Origin of the sequence: Cobetia sp. MM1IDA2H-1 (assembly GCF_002916775.2) — a bacterium.
GTDB lineage: Bacteria > Pseudomonadota > Gammaproteobacteria > Pseudomonadales > Halomonadaceae > Cobetia > Cobetia marina.
Map to the genome: position 1 here is coordinate 517,970 of NZ_CM133225.1, position 14,131 is coordinate 532,100.

General features: G+C 61.6%; 12 protein-coding genes and 1 tRNA gene. 7 read left to right on the top strand and 6 right to left on the bottom strand.

The annotated features are described in order from the left end of the window. Positions 1–349: 349 nt before the first annotated feature. Together BOH68_RS02295 and BOH68_RS02300 are read right to left on the bottom strand one after the other, a co-directional pair. Positions 350–2,482 carry a TonB-dependent siderophore receptor gene (locus BOH68_RS02295; RefSeq protein ID WP_077379153.1) on the bottom strand — a complete coding sequence of 711 codons (2,133 nt, stop codon included), beginning with the start codon at positions 2,480–2,482 and terminating at the stop codon, positions 350–352. A 281-nt stretch (positions 2,483–2,763) separates the two neighbouring features. Continuing rightward, the gene (locus BOH68_RS02300; protein WP_077379155.1) at positions 2,764–3,405 is read right to left on the bottom strand and encodes a hypothetical protein; all 642 of its coding nucleotides are present in this window, start codon (positions 3,403–3,405) and stop codon (positions 2,764–2,766) included. 215 nt (positions 3,406–3,620) lie between these two features. Between BOH68_RS02300 and BOH68_RS02305 the strand changes: the two genes are divergently transcribed. Next, a tRNA-Ile gene (locus BOH68_RS02305) sits at positions 3,621–3,697 on the top strand. Between the two features lie 341 nt (positions 3,698–4,038). On the opposite strand, the gene BOH68_RS02310 is transcribed toward BOH68_RS02305, so the two are convergent. Together BOH68_RS02310 and BOH68_RS02315 are read right to left on the bottom strand one after the other, a co-directional pair. Next, positions 4,039–4,596 carry a PRC-barrel domain-containing protein gene (locus tag BOH68_RS02310; protein WP_065392634.1) on the bottom strand — a complete coding sequence of 186 codons (558 nt, stop codon included), beginning with the start codon at positions 4,594–4,596 and terminating at the stop codon, positions 4,039–4,041. Between the two features lie 588 nt (positions 4,597–5,184). Continuing rightward, positions 5,185–5,331, bottom strand: coding sequence for a hypothetical protein (locus BOH68_RS02315; protein ID WP_157109499.1), 147 nt, complete (start codon positions 5,329–5,331; stop codon positions 5,185–5,187). A 25-nt stretch (positions 5,332–5,356) separates the two neighbouring features. Here BOH68_RS02315 and BOH68_RS02320 point away from each other — a divergent pair, with 25 nt between their 5' ends. From BOH68_RS02320 to BOH68_RS02330, 3 genes are all read left to right on the top strand, one after another. After that, positions 5,357–5,590, top strand: coding sequence for a hypothetical protein (locus BOH68_RS02320; RefSeq protein ID WP_065392415.1), 234 nt, complete (start codon positions 5,357–5,359; stop codon positions 5,588–5,590). Between the two features lie 600 nt (positions 5,591–6,190). Continuing rightward, entirely contained in the window at positions 6,191–6,484 is a 294-nt protein-coding gene (locus tag BOH68_RS02325) for a hypothetical protein (protein ID WP_136939025.1), read from the top strand. Positions 6,485–6,769: 285 nt separating this feature from the next. Continuing rightward, positions 6,770–6,997, top strand: coding sequence for a hypothetical protein (locus BOH68_RS02330; protein WP_077379159.1), 228 nt, complete (start codon positions 6,770–6,772; stop codon positions 6,995–6,997). 94 nt (positions 6,998–7,091) lie between these two features. Here BOH68_RS02330 and BOH68_RS02335 read toward each other — a convergent pair whose 3' ends face one another. After that, positions 7,092–8,705, bottom strand: coding sequence for a peptidoglycan DD-metalloendopeptidase family protein (locus BOH68_RS02335; protein WP_240704272.1), 1,614 nt, complete (start codon positions 8,703–8,705; stop codon positions 7,092–7,094). Between the two features lie 542 nt (positions 8,706–9,247). Between BOH68_RS02335 and BOH68_RS02340 the strand changes: the two genes are divergently transcribed. Then, the gene (locus tag BOH68_RS02340; protein ID WP_077379163.1) at positions 9,248–10,135 is read left to right on the top strand and encodes a LysR family transcriptional regulator; all 888 of its coding nucleotides are present in this window, start codon (positions 9,248–9,250) and stop codon (positions 10,133–10,135) included. Positions 10,136–10,292: 157 nt separating this feature from the next. Further along, positions 10,293–11,303 (top strand): glutathione S-transferase family protein, encoded by a 1,011-nt coding sequence (locus BOH68_RS02345; RefSeq protein WP_077379165.1) that lies wholly within the window; start codon positions 10,293–10,295, stop codon positions 11,301–11,303. Between the two features lie 31 nt (positions 11,304–11,334). On the opposite strand, the gene BOH68_RS02350 is transcribed toward BOH68_RS02345, so the two are convergent. Continuing rightward, positions 11,335–11,841, bottom strand: a complete 507-nt coding sequence (locus BOH68_RS02350; protein WP_077379167.1) for a YaiI/YqxD family protein — start codon at positions 11,839–11,841, stop codon at positions 11,335–11,337. Positions 11,842–12,418: 577 nt separating this feature from the next. Here BOH68_RS02350 and BOH68_RS02355 point away from each other — a divergent pair. Continuing rightward, positions 12,419–14,116 carry a DEAD/DEAH box helicase gene (locus BOH68_RS02355; protein ID WP_065392493.1) on the top strand — a complete coding sequence of 566 codons (1,698 nt, stop codon included), beginning with the start codon at positions 12,419–12,421 and terminating at the stop codon, positions 14,114–14,116. Positions 14,117–14,131: the final 15 nt, after the last annotated feature.

The window sequence follows — 14,131 nt, forward strand, 5'->3', positions numbered from 1 at the left end:
CAGATAAAGACTTGGAAGAGACTCGCAGCCAGCCAGGGCAGGTGGCACAGGTGCGAGGACCAGTCAGGACATTCATCAAGTGCCGCGTGATGCGGTCGTTGTTGTTGGTGGAGTTGTTGGTGAAGCTGTTGGCAAAGCGGTTGGCGCGGTCAGTCACGCCTGCCGTGGGCATCGGCAGAGAGTGAGTCGTCACCGAGCGCCCCTGTGTCGGGCAATCTCGATGTCATGTGCGGCACACGCCAGAGGTATCAGATGATGAGTGGTTCAGGGCGATGGTGCCGGCGACATCCTTGCCGCCGGCGGGTCATGCGGGTCGATTCAGAATCGACGGACGGCGGACGTGTCGGAATCAGAAATCATAGGTCAGTGTCGCGGTCACGCTGCGCTCGGCACCGTAGTAGCAGAAGCTGGTGCTGTAGCAGGACGCGATGTATTCCTTGTCGAACAGGTTGCTGACGTTGAGCTGCACGCTGGTGCCGCTCCAGCCGACCTGGCTCAGGTCGTAGCCGACCAGGGCATCGACGAGTGCGTAGTTCGGGACCTTCTCGGTGTTCTCGGAATCCGCCCACATGTCGGCGTAGTAACGCACGCCGAGGCCGGCATTCAGGCCGGTCAGAGGGCCCTCGTTGAAGGCGTAGTCACCCCAGACGCTGACCTGGTGCTTCGGCACCTGATTGGCATCGTTGCCTTCGGTGCCATCTTCCGCCTTGGCATAGGTCACGTCGGTGTAGCTGTAACCGGCCTGCAGCGCGAAGTCGCGGGTCAGCTGGGTGCGGGCTTCCAGCTCCAGGCCCTGGGACTCGATCTCGCCGTAGGACGTGTAGTAGCTGTCTTCCGGGTCCTTGGAGGCGACGTTTTCCTGATTGATGCGGAACAGCGATACGCTGTACTGATCACGCGTGCCGTTGGGCTGGTACTTCATGCCGACTTCCACCTGCTTGCCGGTGGTCGGGTCGAGCAGGTCGCCATCCTCGTCGGTGTAGGAGTTCGGCGAGAAGGACGTGGAGTAGCTGACGTAGGGCGAGATGCCGTTGTCGAAGCCGTAGATCAGGCCGATACGGCCGCTCATCTCGTTGTCGTTCAGCTCACTGGTGGTGTTGTAGTCGCGATCAGTATTCTTGATGTTGACCCAGTCCTGGCGCAGGCCGGCGGCCAGGTTCCAGCGGCCCCAGCTGAGCTGATCCTGCAGGTAGACACCGGTCTGATCCAGTTCACGCTTCTGGTTCTCGGTGGCATAGATGGAGACATCGGCATCGCTGCTGCTGGTGACGTCCAGCGAGCTGGCGGTCCCGTATTCCCAGTCCACGTCGTTGGTGCGGGTCTGATAATCGGCGCCGAACAGCAGGGTGTGATCGATGTCGCCGGTGGAGAAGCGGGTCTCCAGCTGGTTGTCGACCGTCCAGGCACGCAGGCTTTCCTCGCCACCGGAGTAGTAGCGGGTCAGCTCGGTATCCGAGGCCCAGCCATAGGCGTAGACCTGCTCGAGATCCACGTCGGAACGCAGGTAGCGGAATTTCTGGCGCGCGGTGACATCGTCATTGAAGCGATGCTCGAAGTCATAGCCGAGCATGCGTTCGGTGCGATCGAATTCCTCGTAGTCCTCGTCGCCTTCGTAGAAGTCGTTGCCGAGCTTGATGCCGTCGTGGCTCACCACCGTGCCCTCGTAGGGGAGGCCTGAGTGGTAGCCGCCTTCCGGGTCCTTCTGGAAGTAGCCCATCAGGGTGACGGTGGTGTCGTCGGTGACATCCATGGTGATCTGCGGCGAGAAGGCATAACGCTCTTCGCTGACGGAATCGACCTGGGTGTCTTCGGCGCTGGCAAGGCCGGTCAGGCGATAGGCGATGCGCTTCTCGTCATCCAGCGGGCCGGTGAGATCGAAGGCCGCGCTGCGCTCGTTGTCGTCACCGACGGTGAAGCGCACCTGGCCGGAGTCCTGGAACTCGGGGCGCTTGGACTGCATCGCGACCAGACCGCCCGGCGAGGAGCGGCCGTAGAGGACGGAGGACGGCCCCTTGACGACTTCGATGCTGTCGAGGAAGTAGGGGTCGATGGTCATCGAGCTGTAGGAGCCCGAGTCACCCATCAGCTTCAGACCATCCAGGAAGGTGTTGCTGACACTGCCATCGGAGAAGCCGCGCAGGACCAGATAGTCATAGCGGTTGGAAGCACCGATCTGATTGGTGAACACGCCCGGCGTGTAGTCCGCGGCACGCTGTACCGTCTCGGCGGCGCGCTTGTCGATGTCATCACGGGTGATGGTAGAGACAGCCTGGGGAGTTTCCAGGTAACCGGTCTGCGTCTTGGTAGCCGCCGTGGTGGTGACCGTCATGGTATCCAGCTGCTCGTCCTGAGCATCCCGATGGTCGGCCGCCACGGCCTGCCCGGTGAAGGGTAGGCTCAGGGCAATCGCCAGTGCCAGCGGGTGCCGTGGCAGTGAAAGCAATGGGGATTGATGCGGGTGTCGCGTGGCGGAGTCTTTCATGAGTGACGATGTTCCATCCTGAATGATGTTTTTGCGAATGCTTCTTGTTTGTCGTTCTCTCCTGAGGGAAGACGTACAGGGTTGGCATTTCTGAACCATGAATGAGAATTATTTTTGTTATCTGATGTCAGTGGGCCGTGCACGTAGCCTGGCGGGGCTTCCGGTGGCGCTCAGACATGCAAAGACCGCCCCGAAGGGCGGTCTTTGTCAGAGGGCGGGCTTTGTCAGAGTGCGGTCCTTGGCAGAGGGGCGTCTCGACGGAGGATGGCGCCGGCGGGGGATCAGCGGTCCTGCATCTCGCCCTGCAGCGTGATGGGAATATCGCCGACCAGATTGCCATAGCCCAGCAGGCCAAGCAGGGTACTGCCGACCTGGTTCTTGGCGACTTCCGCGCTGTCCAGCGCCATGGGCTCGGCGTTGGCGAAGCTCAGGCGGTCGGCACTCTCGCGGGTCACGTTCAGGGGCAGGGTATCGCGGTGAGTGCGGTTGCCATCGGTGGCCGTGAAGGGCACCTGCATGCGTGTCGTCCTGCCTGTCTCCAGCGCTGCCAGAGCCACGGGGTCCAGATTCAGCGTCAGGGTGGCGAGACGCATCTGACTGACGCCTGACAGCCACGGCGGCAGCTCGCCGACCTTGTCCAGCGGGTCGGTCTGACCGACACTGAGCGGAATGCTCATCTTGCCGTCATCACCGACGGTGCCGCTCAACCCACGCAGGTGGTGGACGTGCTCGACATTACCCTGCGCCTTCTGTTCGGTCAGCGTGGCGGTGGCGCCACTGGCATCCGGGATCAGCTGCCAGGCTGCCTGGCTGGGCACGCTGATGCCGATACCACTCATGGCAACGGCCAGGGCGAGGGCCTTGATAGGGGCGCGAAGGCGCTTGTGGAAGGAAGAGGTCCAGCGAAGAAAGGGAAATGACATGGTGACTCCTGATGGCTGGGCGCTACGAAAGGTGAGCTCTGTGCGGCGCATTGAGGCATTGGACACGCCAGTGGCGCAAGGGTTCGTGACAGGGTGGCAGGCGGGATGGGGCTGATCGGAGGCGGTGACGGCGGCTCGTGTCCAGCGAGGTCTATGTTGTTGAGTTTTCGGGCTTTCCTGACGCTTTGGCTTTCGCTATCATAGCGGCGCTGTCCGGGCCCATAGCTCAGTTGGTTAGAGCACTCGACTCATAATCGATTGGTCGCAGGTTCAAGTCCTGCTGGGCCCACCATCCCGAGGCGCTTTTCTGTAGCGCCTGCCAGGTCGCCATCGGCGGCTTTTTTTGTGCCTGCCCGTTTCGCCAGATCGATGGTTTTCCGCTTTCGGCTCTCCTCCGTGGCTCTTCGCCTTTCGCTGGCGGGGATCTCGGTTGCATGGGCTTGCATCAGCACGTCAGTCGTTCCGGCTCGCCTTCGCACCGCCAGATACCAGAACGCCCCGTGCCAGGTGGCGACGGGGCGTCGGCTCGAACGTCATAAAGGACTGCTCTGATGTCACTGCCTTGCGGGCGGCGACGAATCCTTCATGTCACTGCCACGAGAATGGCGCAAGATGCTTCGGTGTCAGTGGTGATCACTGAGTTTCGTCTGCCATCTCATCCTGGGCGTCATTGGCGGCACCGCTGATCGCGTTGCCTGCCGAGGTCAGGGCATTGGCGGTTGCCTGACGAGTGTCCTGCCAGGCGCTGGCAGCAGTGTCCTTGGTCTCATCCCAGGCAGCGGCCGCGCTCTTGCGAGTGTCCTGCCACCAGTCGGTGGTGTACTGCGGCTGTTCCTTGAGCTGAGCCTCATCCATGTTCACATGAATGCGATATTCGAGATTGTCGATGTCGTCACCCTGACGGGTTTCCAGCGTGAACTTGCCGGTCTCGACCACGTACTGCTGATCATCAAGGCCCAGCACTTCATCACTCTCGACCACCAGCGCGGCGACCTGCATGTTGTCGTCGAGCAGCACATCTTCCACTTCACCCACGACTTGCTGGTCGTCGTTCTGCAGATAGACGTCAGCATCCATCAGTTCATCAGCGGAGTAGAGTCCCTGCGGATTGGCCATGGCCAGGCCGGAGGTGGTCAGCAGAGTGGTCGCGGTGATCGCACCCAGAATCTGTTTGCGGTTCATCTTGCTCATGCCGTACTCCTTGCGTGTCGATTCTTCATTGCCGTCTGCCCTGATGTAATTCGCCGGCGACTGCGTGGCGTGCTGCAGTGGTGGGCCAATCAGGACATGGACGATGTCGGGCTGCCATCTCGTGCAGCCATGCTTCCTAAGATTCAGATGACGCGATCAAGTTTCAAGGGGGGGAGCGGAAAAACTTGTACGGTAGTTCATGCGCTCGTCACGAATCAGGTGCACTTTTCGGCCAGCGAGATGCCGGCATCTGGCGGGGCTACGGCGGTCTGCCGGCAGAACAGGAGGGCAAGGCATGGAGGTGTCCATCAGTGAATATCGACGGCCAACCGCGCTGTCATCCGTGCTGGCGGAGGAGAATGCCGCACTGTACCTGCAGTTTTCATTGCACGATCACTGAATTTGTAGCGAAGTGTTACGGTCGGGGCGTGACGATCGTCAGTGGTGAGATCGACATCTGCAGGGGGATCAACGCTGCGTAATCGCAGTTCAAGAGGGGAAGTTCAGGGTGTACGTTAGCTATACAGATACGTTTTGATACTCAGAAAAACTTGTACAGCAGTTTTCAAGTGTCTAACTTTGAGGGTGTCAGAGCGCAGCGAGGCCAACGATGAACGCCTCGCCAAGAGAGGGAATGGAGATCCGCAGCGTGCTTTTCAAGCCCTCGTCCTTTCCTTGCTCGAGATCTGGCAGGTCACGGTCGAATCTATTGAGGAAGGCCGTGAGAGTTTTCATCAAGGATCCAGCGGAGGGCATCGAGATGAACGCAGTGCGCAAGGTTCCCATGGAGTGTTCACGTTGTGGCAGCAATCGCGTCAATCTGGGAGAAAGCCCGGCAGATGACGATATCGTGAGCTGCGCCGAGTGCGACGAGTTTCTCGGGGTGTGGTTCATGCTGCGCGACCGGCTTGAAGCCAGCGCTCGCAAGCGTGCCACCATCGACCCTGCCTTGATGGCCAACCAGGTGATCAAGCAGCTTGATGCACAGGCTTGAGATGTTCTACCCACTGACAGCCAGCAGGTGATACGGCATTCATCAGTCGTCCAGCATGCTGGTCAGTGAGATGTGAGAGTCAGGCTTCGGCAATCGTCATCCTTTCGGTCAATCGTCCATTGCCGGAGCCCCGAGCAAGTGCCTTGTCAGAGGCGACATGAATTCGTGATACCGCTGGCGACTGTCCAGCGTCCTGGTCGACCCCCTCGGTGAGCGTTGGCTCCCGATTCAGGTCCTGTTCTGCCTGAGAGTGTTTTCCCGGCCATTGGCCGGGATTTTTTTTGTGTCATCCGACAAGGCAATCAGCGTGTTTCGAGACAGCCTTGATCTGCATCATCCGTGGGAGTGTTATTCGTTTGTAAGATTGTCCTGCCAGAATGAGGCGCGTCTGATGCCCTGTCGCGGATGAGACATGCTGGAGATGCCTCGAGCTATCCGGGACATCAGCAAGGAATCTGATATTTCTAACATAAAGTGCAATGGAGTCTGCGGCCTCGTGTCTCCATCATGCGCACGCATGCTGAGCCATGTCTGCATGATCCCCTTATCGAGAGCCTGGTCATGACAACGTCACCTCTTGCGCCGAAAAGGAGTTCGCGCATGTTTTCTACTTCAATCCCGACCAGTAATGGTCCTCGCTGCCCCGAGTGCAATGAATCATTGCATTGGCCAGCCTGTGATCTCCCCGATGAGCACCTGTTGAAATGCCCGAATGGTCATGTCCTGTGTTCCATGGGGGACTTCCGATTGGCAGCGCGTGAGATGGCACTCCAGGAAGAGTTTCGTCTGACGCGAGATGGTGCCCGCTCCCATGCGCAACGACGCCCACTGGAGCACTCCGCGAGAAATCGTCAGGATGCCATCGTCAGCGGTGAACGCATCAGCGCGGCTTGAGAGTTCGCGCATCCTGAGGTCTCCAGCTCAATGCAAAGCCCCCGCCCGCGCCGGGGGCTTTGCGTTCCTGGCACACGACGCGAGCGGGAAGGAAGTCGTGTGCAGGAGACAGGCAGCCGCCTAACAGCTGCTCTTCTCGACCTTCGGTGGCAAGCACGCCATGGGGTTGCAAGCAGGATGCCTGCCCCCATGTCTTTCACAACCGCATGGATCCTGCGCACTTCCCGTTCCCCGGGCTTGCGTCGCGGATGCATGCCTTCCAGAGACTGCACAGGAGGCTGTTACATGTCCGATCTATCCGAGGAACTGCGTATCCCCAAGCCGTGCCCCGACTGTGGTAGCAAGCGGATGCGCGTCTCTCAGGTGCACAATCCGGAAGACAAGGTCTTCTGCGCCTCGTGCGGCACTTACGTCTGCCTGTATGCGGATGTGGCCAGGATGCGCGAGGAGGGGGCGTCCAGTGAAGCCGAAGAGCTGCTGGAGCAGGCCGCCAACAAGGGTATCAAGAAGTAACGACATCACCGGGGTATCCGGAGATGCCACGCCCTGAAACGCAAGAGGCCCTCACGTCGGTGAGGGCCTCTTGCGTTTCAGGGCATGGCGCGAATCAGCTTTCGTCAGAGCCTGTCGGCGTCGATGCCTTGGCGATGGCGCCGGTGTTGTCGGCGGCTTCCAGCTTGGCCAGCATGTTCTGTGACTCACGCTTGAAGGCGGCCAGCGCCTTGCCGGACAGTGACTTGTTGTTCGGCAGCTGGACGCGCATGGCATCGACCTGACGATTGTTGACCATCACCTCATAGTGAAGGTGCGGGCCGGTGGAGCGGCCGGTATTGCCGGACAGGGCGATCTTCTCACCCATCTTCACGCGCTCGCCTTTCTTGACCAAGGGTCTGGAGAGGTGCAGGTAGCGGGTCTTGTAGCCGTTGTCCATGCGCAGCACGAGGTAGCGGCCCGCCAGCGGGTGGTTGCCGACCAGTTCGACCACGCCATCAGCCGTGGACAGGACCGGTGTACCGACGCGAACGGCAAAGTCGGTGCCCTTGTGCGGGCTGATGCGACCAGTGACCGGATGGCGACGGCTCAGGTTGAAGGGCGAGCTGATGCGCGCCTTGTGAGCCAGCGGGTAGCGATTGAAGGCCGGGTCGAGCCCCTTGCCGTCCGGAGTGTAGTAGCGGCCATCGGCGGCATTGCGCACCACGGTCAATGACTTGCGGGTACCCTCGTAGCGGGCGGCCAGAATGCGCGAGTCGGTGCTGGTGCCATCGATCATGTCGGACTCGACCAGCACCTGGAACTTGTCGCCCTTGCGGGTATCGCGACGGAAATCGATCTTCTTGCCCAGTACCTGGGTCAGCTGGGTGACATCCGCCACGCCAAGACCGGTGGCCTCCGCCGAGAGCGAGAAGCTGCCGCTGACGGTACCGGCGAACAGACGCTGGGTTGCTTGAGTGGCCTTCTCTATCTTGGCGACGCTGAAGGAATCCTGCTGAGGGTCACGCTTGACCATGAAGCCGCGACGCGCATCCTTCATGATGCGCAGCGCCAGCAGGTTGCCGTCCTCGTCGAGCTTGTAGTCGAGGCTGTCACCGATACGCCAGTGGGTCAGCACACGCTTGTCCGGCAGCGACTTGATGATGCGGGTGGTCTCGCGATAGCCGAGCCCCAGAGAACGCTCCGCCATCACGGCAAAGGTGTCGCCCGCCTGCACGGTGTAGGTCTGCCATTCCGGGACATAGACTTCCTTGGCTGCCAGTTCGGTCTGCAGCGTCGGACTCTCGCCCAGCTCGACCGGATCGACGGACAGGTCATCGTAGGAGGTCCCGCCGGCCTGCTCATCGGTCGCGGTGGCGATCACCGCCTCGGCCGTCTTCACGGCAGAAGGTGCCAGTGCCACGATCGGGCCGGGCTCAGCCTCACCGGCAGGGTAGTTGGCGTCGGTCAACATCACCGGCATGTCGAAGTCGACATCGATGACCTCACTCGGCGTCAGCGCGGAGAGTGGCACCTCGCCAGCTGCGCTCAGTGCCTGATGCCCCGCATCAAGACTGGCCGTGGCCAGCGGAGCAGGCGTCTGTTGCGCGTGCGCGATGGCAACCGGCAATGCGTTCGTCACCTCCGAGCTGGCATTGGCCAGGTCGATGGCGAGGTGGCGAGAGGCAGGTGAGATCTCTTGAGAGTCCAGAGTTTCAAGAAGCTTGTGAGCGCCCAGCACGGTGACCATTGTGGCAACAGGTAAAAGAAGATACTTGTGCACGCGTGGGAGCGAATGAAGGATTCGCAGCATAGTTGACCGATGATGTGATGAAGTGAACAGAACAGAAGACGACAGATTCGCATCCGAACCTTAACCAAGCTTTTGCGCATTCGATAGGCTGGACACATGTCCAGTATTAGGAATTCAACCCTGTTTTGATCATCAGGGGTCGTGCTAGCGGTGTCTGTTTTATGAGGACAGTCGAAAATCCCGCCATTTTTGCTTAAGAAACGCTGTTCTCACAGTAATATCTGCTTGCTGTTAAATTTTGTAACTTCGTCGAAATATTCTGCAAGTCAGTGCGTACATCACGAGGATAGCGTCCTGTTGTCAGAGGATTGTGACGCAGAGTGGCGAACGTGTTGGCACATGATGCTCTGGCGTCGCAACATGAGATCTCTGAAGGGGGCGAAGATTGTCCAGAGGGACAGCAGGGTGGCGTCGCTCATGTCGCCCTGTCTCGCCTTCGTGCGCCCGCGTGGCAACAAGAAATCAGTGGAGAATGTCCGATGTCGTCTCGAGTGACTCTGGCCCAATGGCAGATGCTGGCCGCCGTGGTCGATCATGGCAGTTTTGCCCGAGCCGCCGAGGCCGTGCACAAGAGCCCCTCCACGCTCAATCATGCGGTGCATCGCCTGGAGGCGTTGCTGGGAGTGCCGTTGCTGGAGCCGGTGGGGCGCAACGTGCGCCTGACCGAGGCCGGCGAGATGCTCCTGCGTCGCGCACGCCAGTTGATCGAGAGTGCCAGCGCGCTGGAGGATGTGGCCCAGGCGCTGTCACAAGGCATGGAGAGCGAGATAAGCCTGGCCGTGGATCAGCTGTTTCCCTCGGACCTACTGGCCCGTGCGTTGGAGGGGTTCTCCGCGGCCTATCCCCAGGTTCGGATACAGCTGCACGAAACCACCTTGACGGGTGGCAGTGAGCTCTGGGATGCCGGCCAGGTCGATCTGCTGGTCAGCGCGCTGCCACAGGAAGGGCAGCTTGGTAGCCTGCTGGTGCGGGAAACCTTCGTGGCGGTAGCGGCGCCAAGGCATCCCCTGCATGCGCTGGGACGGCCGCTGGATCTGCGTGACCTCGAACAGCATCGGCAGCTGGTGGTGCGCGACAGCAGTCGCTCGACAGGCATGGATGCCGGCTGGCTGAAGGCAGAGGAGCGCTGGACGGTGAGTCATCTGGCGACGTCCGTCGATCTCGCCGAGCGTGGCCTGGGCTTTGCCTGGCTGCCGCGTTCACGAATCTCGCAGGCGCTGACCCAGGGGGCACTCGTGCCCTTGCCCTTGCTCAACGGCGGCGAGCGTGAGATCGACATTCATCTCTACCTGCCCGATGCCGACAGCGCCGGCCCTGGCGTGCGTGCGATGGTCGAGCAGCTGCATCACAGCGTTCAAGGGGGGTGAAGCACTCCTGAGCCACATGAGAAAGCGGCTGGGGATTGGAAAAGCCTCTGGGCGCTACCACCTGTCAAAGAGGCGTCATTCGTTGCGTGCGGGGACCATGGCTCCTCTGCGATCCCTTGAATGGCTATCCTCACCTTGCATGACGGGACATTTCCTCATGGGCTTACTGGTCGATGGCACCTGGCAGAATCGTGGTTACGATACCGACAGCAATGGCGGGGAATTCAAGCGCGAGAGTGCCAGCCTGCGTGACTGGGTCGTACCCCCCGGTGCGGCCGAGCAGGGCCCTGACGGCCAGTCTGCCGTGCCCGCCGAAGTCGGGCGCTATCATCTCTATGTCTCGCTGGCCTGTCCGTGGGCCCACCGTGCGCTGGTGATGCGCTCTCTCAAGGGACTGACGTCGGTCGTGGGCATGTCCTTCACCAGCCCCTACATGCTGGAACATGGCTGGAGCTATCTCGAGGAAGAGGGCTCCAGTGGCGATCCGATCAACGGCGTGCGCTACCACCATCAGCTCTACACCATGACCGACCCGCACTACACCGGCCGTGTCACCGTACCGGCGCTGTGGGATCGCAAGGCGGGGCGCATCGTCAACAACGAATCCGCTGACCTGGTGCGCATCTTCAACGACGCCTTCGATCCGCTGACCGGCAATGACCTGGATTTCTCTCCCGAGGACCTGCGCGGCGAGATCGATGCTCTCAATGCCGAGATCTACGACAAGGTCAACAATGGCGTCTACAAGACCGGTTTTGCCACCAGCCAGCAGGCCTATGAGCGTCACTTCACCGCGCTGTTCGCCTGCCTGGATTCACTGGAACGCCGTCTGGTCGACTCGCGCTATCTGGTCGGTGAGTGGTTGACCGAAGCGGACATCCGCCTCTTCACCACGCTGCTGCGCTTCGATGTCGTCTATCACGGCCACTTCAAGTGCAATCAGCGCCGCATCAGTGACTATCCCAATCTCTCGAATTACCTGCGCGAGCTGTACCAGTGGCCGGGCGTCGCCGAGACCTGCGATCTCGCGCAGATCAAGACCCACTACTACGGCAGTCAGCTGGCGGTGAATCCGACCGGTATCGTGCCCCTCGGCCCGATGCTGGATCTCGAGGCACCGCATGATCGTGAGCGCCTGACAGGGCAGGGCATTCGCCGCCACCACTGAAGCCATCGCGGCCGGGACGAGGCGTTCGGCCTCACGGCCTGGTTCGTCTGGCCTTGGCCAGCCAGCGGTCCAGCGCATTGCCGAAGTCGCGCTGCTCGCGCTGGCCATAGGCGGAGGGGCCGCCGGTGTGTTCGCCGCTGGAACGCATGCTCTCCATGAAATCGCGCATCTGAACCTTGGCGCGGATGTTGTTGGCATCCAGTGTCTCGCCGCGGCTCGTCATCACCAGCGCGCCTTTCTCGATCGCCTCCAGCGCCAGCGGCAGGTCGGACGTGATCACCATGTCGCCGGGCCGGGCGCGCTCGACGATCAACTGGTCCGCCGCATCGGCACCGGCAGGGACGGACAGCGCCTTGACATGCACCGAGCGTGGTAGCGGCACCTGATGATTGGCCACGAACCAGGTGGGGGTAGCGGTCCGCTCCGCGGCGCGGACCAGGATGTCGCGCGCCGCGCGCGGGCAGGCGTCAGCATCGACCCATAGCGTGGTGATGGGCTCGGCGGGTGAGGGGGTGGTGGGGTCTTGCACGTCAGTCATGCCGTCTCCTGTCAGAGGGAATTGGCGAGTGTGGCCTGCGCCGGTAGACGCCTGGCCTGCGACCAAGGTCAAAAGAAAGGATGCAGAATGCGCGAGGGACTGCTAGAATGCCAGCTCCTCGCATGTAGTGACCCACCATCCTGAGTAGCCGAAGCCGGTGATCGCCTTTCTTGACAGGCCTTCAGACGGTAATTTCGCGCCTCCCGGACCGAGTGGCGTAGCTTGCCCCGAGCCCTCCGTGACCCCTCGATCCTTCGATGTCCGGCCGCCGCGACGCAAGACCCGTCCCAGTCCACAGTGTGCATGATGGAGCGCCCCGAGACTCTCAAGTGGAGAGCCTCTGGTTGCTGTACGGTCGCCGCAGCGTTGTGCCTGATAGCGGAAATGCGTCTGCCATCAGAGCAACCCGGGCCCGTCCATGCCAAGACGTCCAAGCACTCGTACGTTTTTTCTGATGATGCCAGCGCCTCGTGCCTGACGGCATCGCCAGACGGAGCCCTTACGCTTCGTGTCGGTTCAAGCCGACCCATTCTTCAGCTACAAGCTTCACTTGTAGCCATTTAGGTGTGAGATATACATGACCACGACTTCCGTCGTCGATCGCTTCAGCGATCTTGCCCTGCTGCCTGCCGTCCTGACCTCTCTCGAGAAGCTGGGCTACGAAACACCGTCCCCCATCCAGGCCCAGACCATCCCGAGCCTGCTCGATGGCCGTGACATGATCGGTCAGGCCCAGACCGGTACCGGCAAGACTGCGGCCTTCGCTCTGCCGCTGCTGACCCGTCTGGACCTCGACCGCCGCGAGCCGCAGGTTCTCGTGCTGGCTCCGACCCGTGAGCTGGCTCAGCAGGTCGCTGTCAACTTCACTCGTTACGGCCAGTTCATGCGTGGCCTGGAAGTTGCCACTCTGTGTGGTGGTCAGGACTACCGCGAGCAGATGCGCAGCCTGAAGAGCGGCGCCCAGATCGTCGTCGGGACTCCGGGTCGTGTCATCGACCACCTGGATCGCAAGAGCCTGAAGCTCGACGGCCTGTCCGCCCTGGTGCTGGACGAAGCCGACGAGATGCTGCGCATGGGCTTCATCGATGACGTCAAGCGCGTCGTCGCCGATACCCCGAAGGAAGCACAGCGCGTGTTCTTCTCCGCGACGCTTCCGACCGAGATCGAGCGTATCGTCAACCGCTATCTGGTTGACCCGATCAAGGTGGCCATCAAGTCCGAATCCAAGACCGCTTCCACCATCGAGCAGATGATGGTGCGTGTCGAAGGCGGCGCCAAGCTGGAAGCGCTGTCCCGCCTGCTGGAAGTCGAGACCGTCGATGCCGCCATCGTCTTCGTGCGGACTCGTGCCGCCTGTACCACCGTCGTCGAGCAGCTGATGGCTCGCGGTATCTCCGCTGCGGCACTGTCCGGTGATCTGGACCAGTCCCTGCGTGAGCGTACCGTGACGCGTCTGAAGCGTGGCAAGGTCGACGTGCTGGTCGCGACCGACGTCGCCGCTCGTGGTCTGGACGTGGCGCGTATCACCCACGTCTTCAACTACGACCTGCCGGGTGACAGCGAATCCTTCGTCCACCGTACTGGCCGTACCGGTCGTGCCGGTCGTGAAGGTCGCGCCATCACCTTCGTCAGCGGTCGCGAGATGCGCAAGGTTCGCTGGATGGAGCAGGCCCTGGGCCAGCGCATCACCGAACGCCAGCTGCCGAGCGAAGAAGAGATCCGTGCTCACCGTGACGCGGCCTTCCGTGCTCGCGTCGTCGAAGCCCTGGGCAGCAGCTCCAATGGCCACCGCGCCCTGGTGCAGAGCCTGATCGAGGAAGGTCATGATCCAGTCGAGCTGGCCGCGGTCTTCGTCAAGATGGCTCGCGCCGAAGAGACACCGATCCAGTCCCTGCCGAAGCCGGGTGCGCGTCGCAACGAGCGTCCTGAGCGCGGCGAGCGTCCGGAACGTGGTGAGCGTCGCAGCTCTGCGCCGGTCGCACGTGAAGGCATGAAGCTCTACCGTGTGGCCGTCGGCCATCGTGACGGCGTCAAGCCGGGCCAGCTGGTTGGCGCTCTCGCCAACGAAGGTGGCATCGAAGGTTCGCGCATCGGTCGCATCGACATCCGCAACACGCACAGTGTCGTGGAGCTGCCGAGCGGTCTGCCGACCAGCATCGTGTCCAAGATGGCGCGTGCTCGCGTCGCTGGCCGTCCGCTGGAACTGGCAGAAGACGGTGCGGGCGCTCGTCCGCAGCGCCGTGAAGGTGGCAACGACGACCGTCGTCGCGCCTGATCAGGCCTGAGTCTG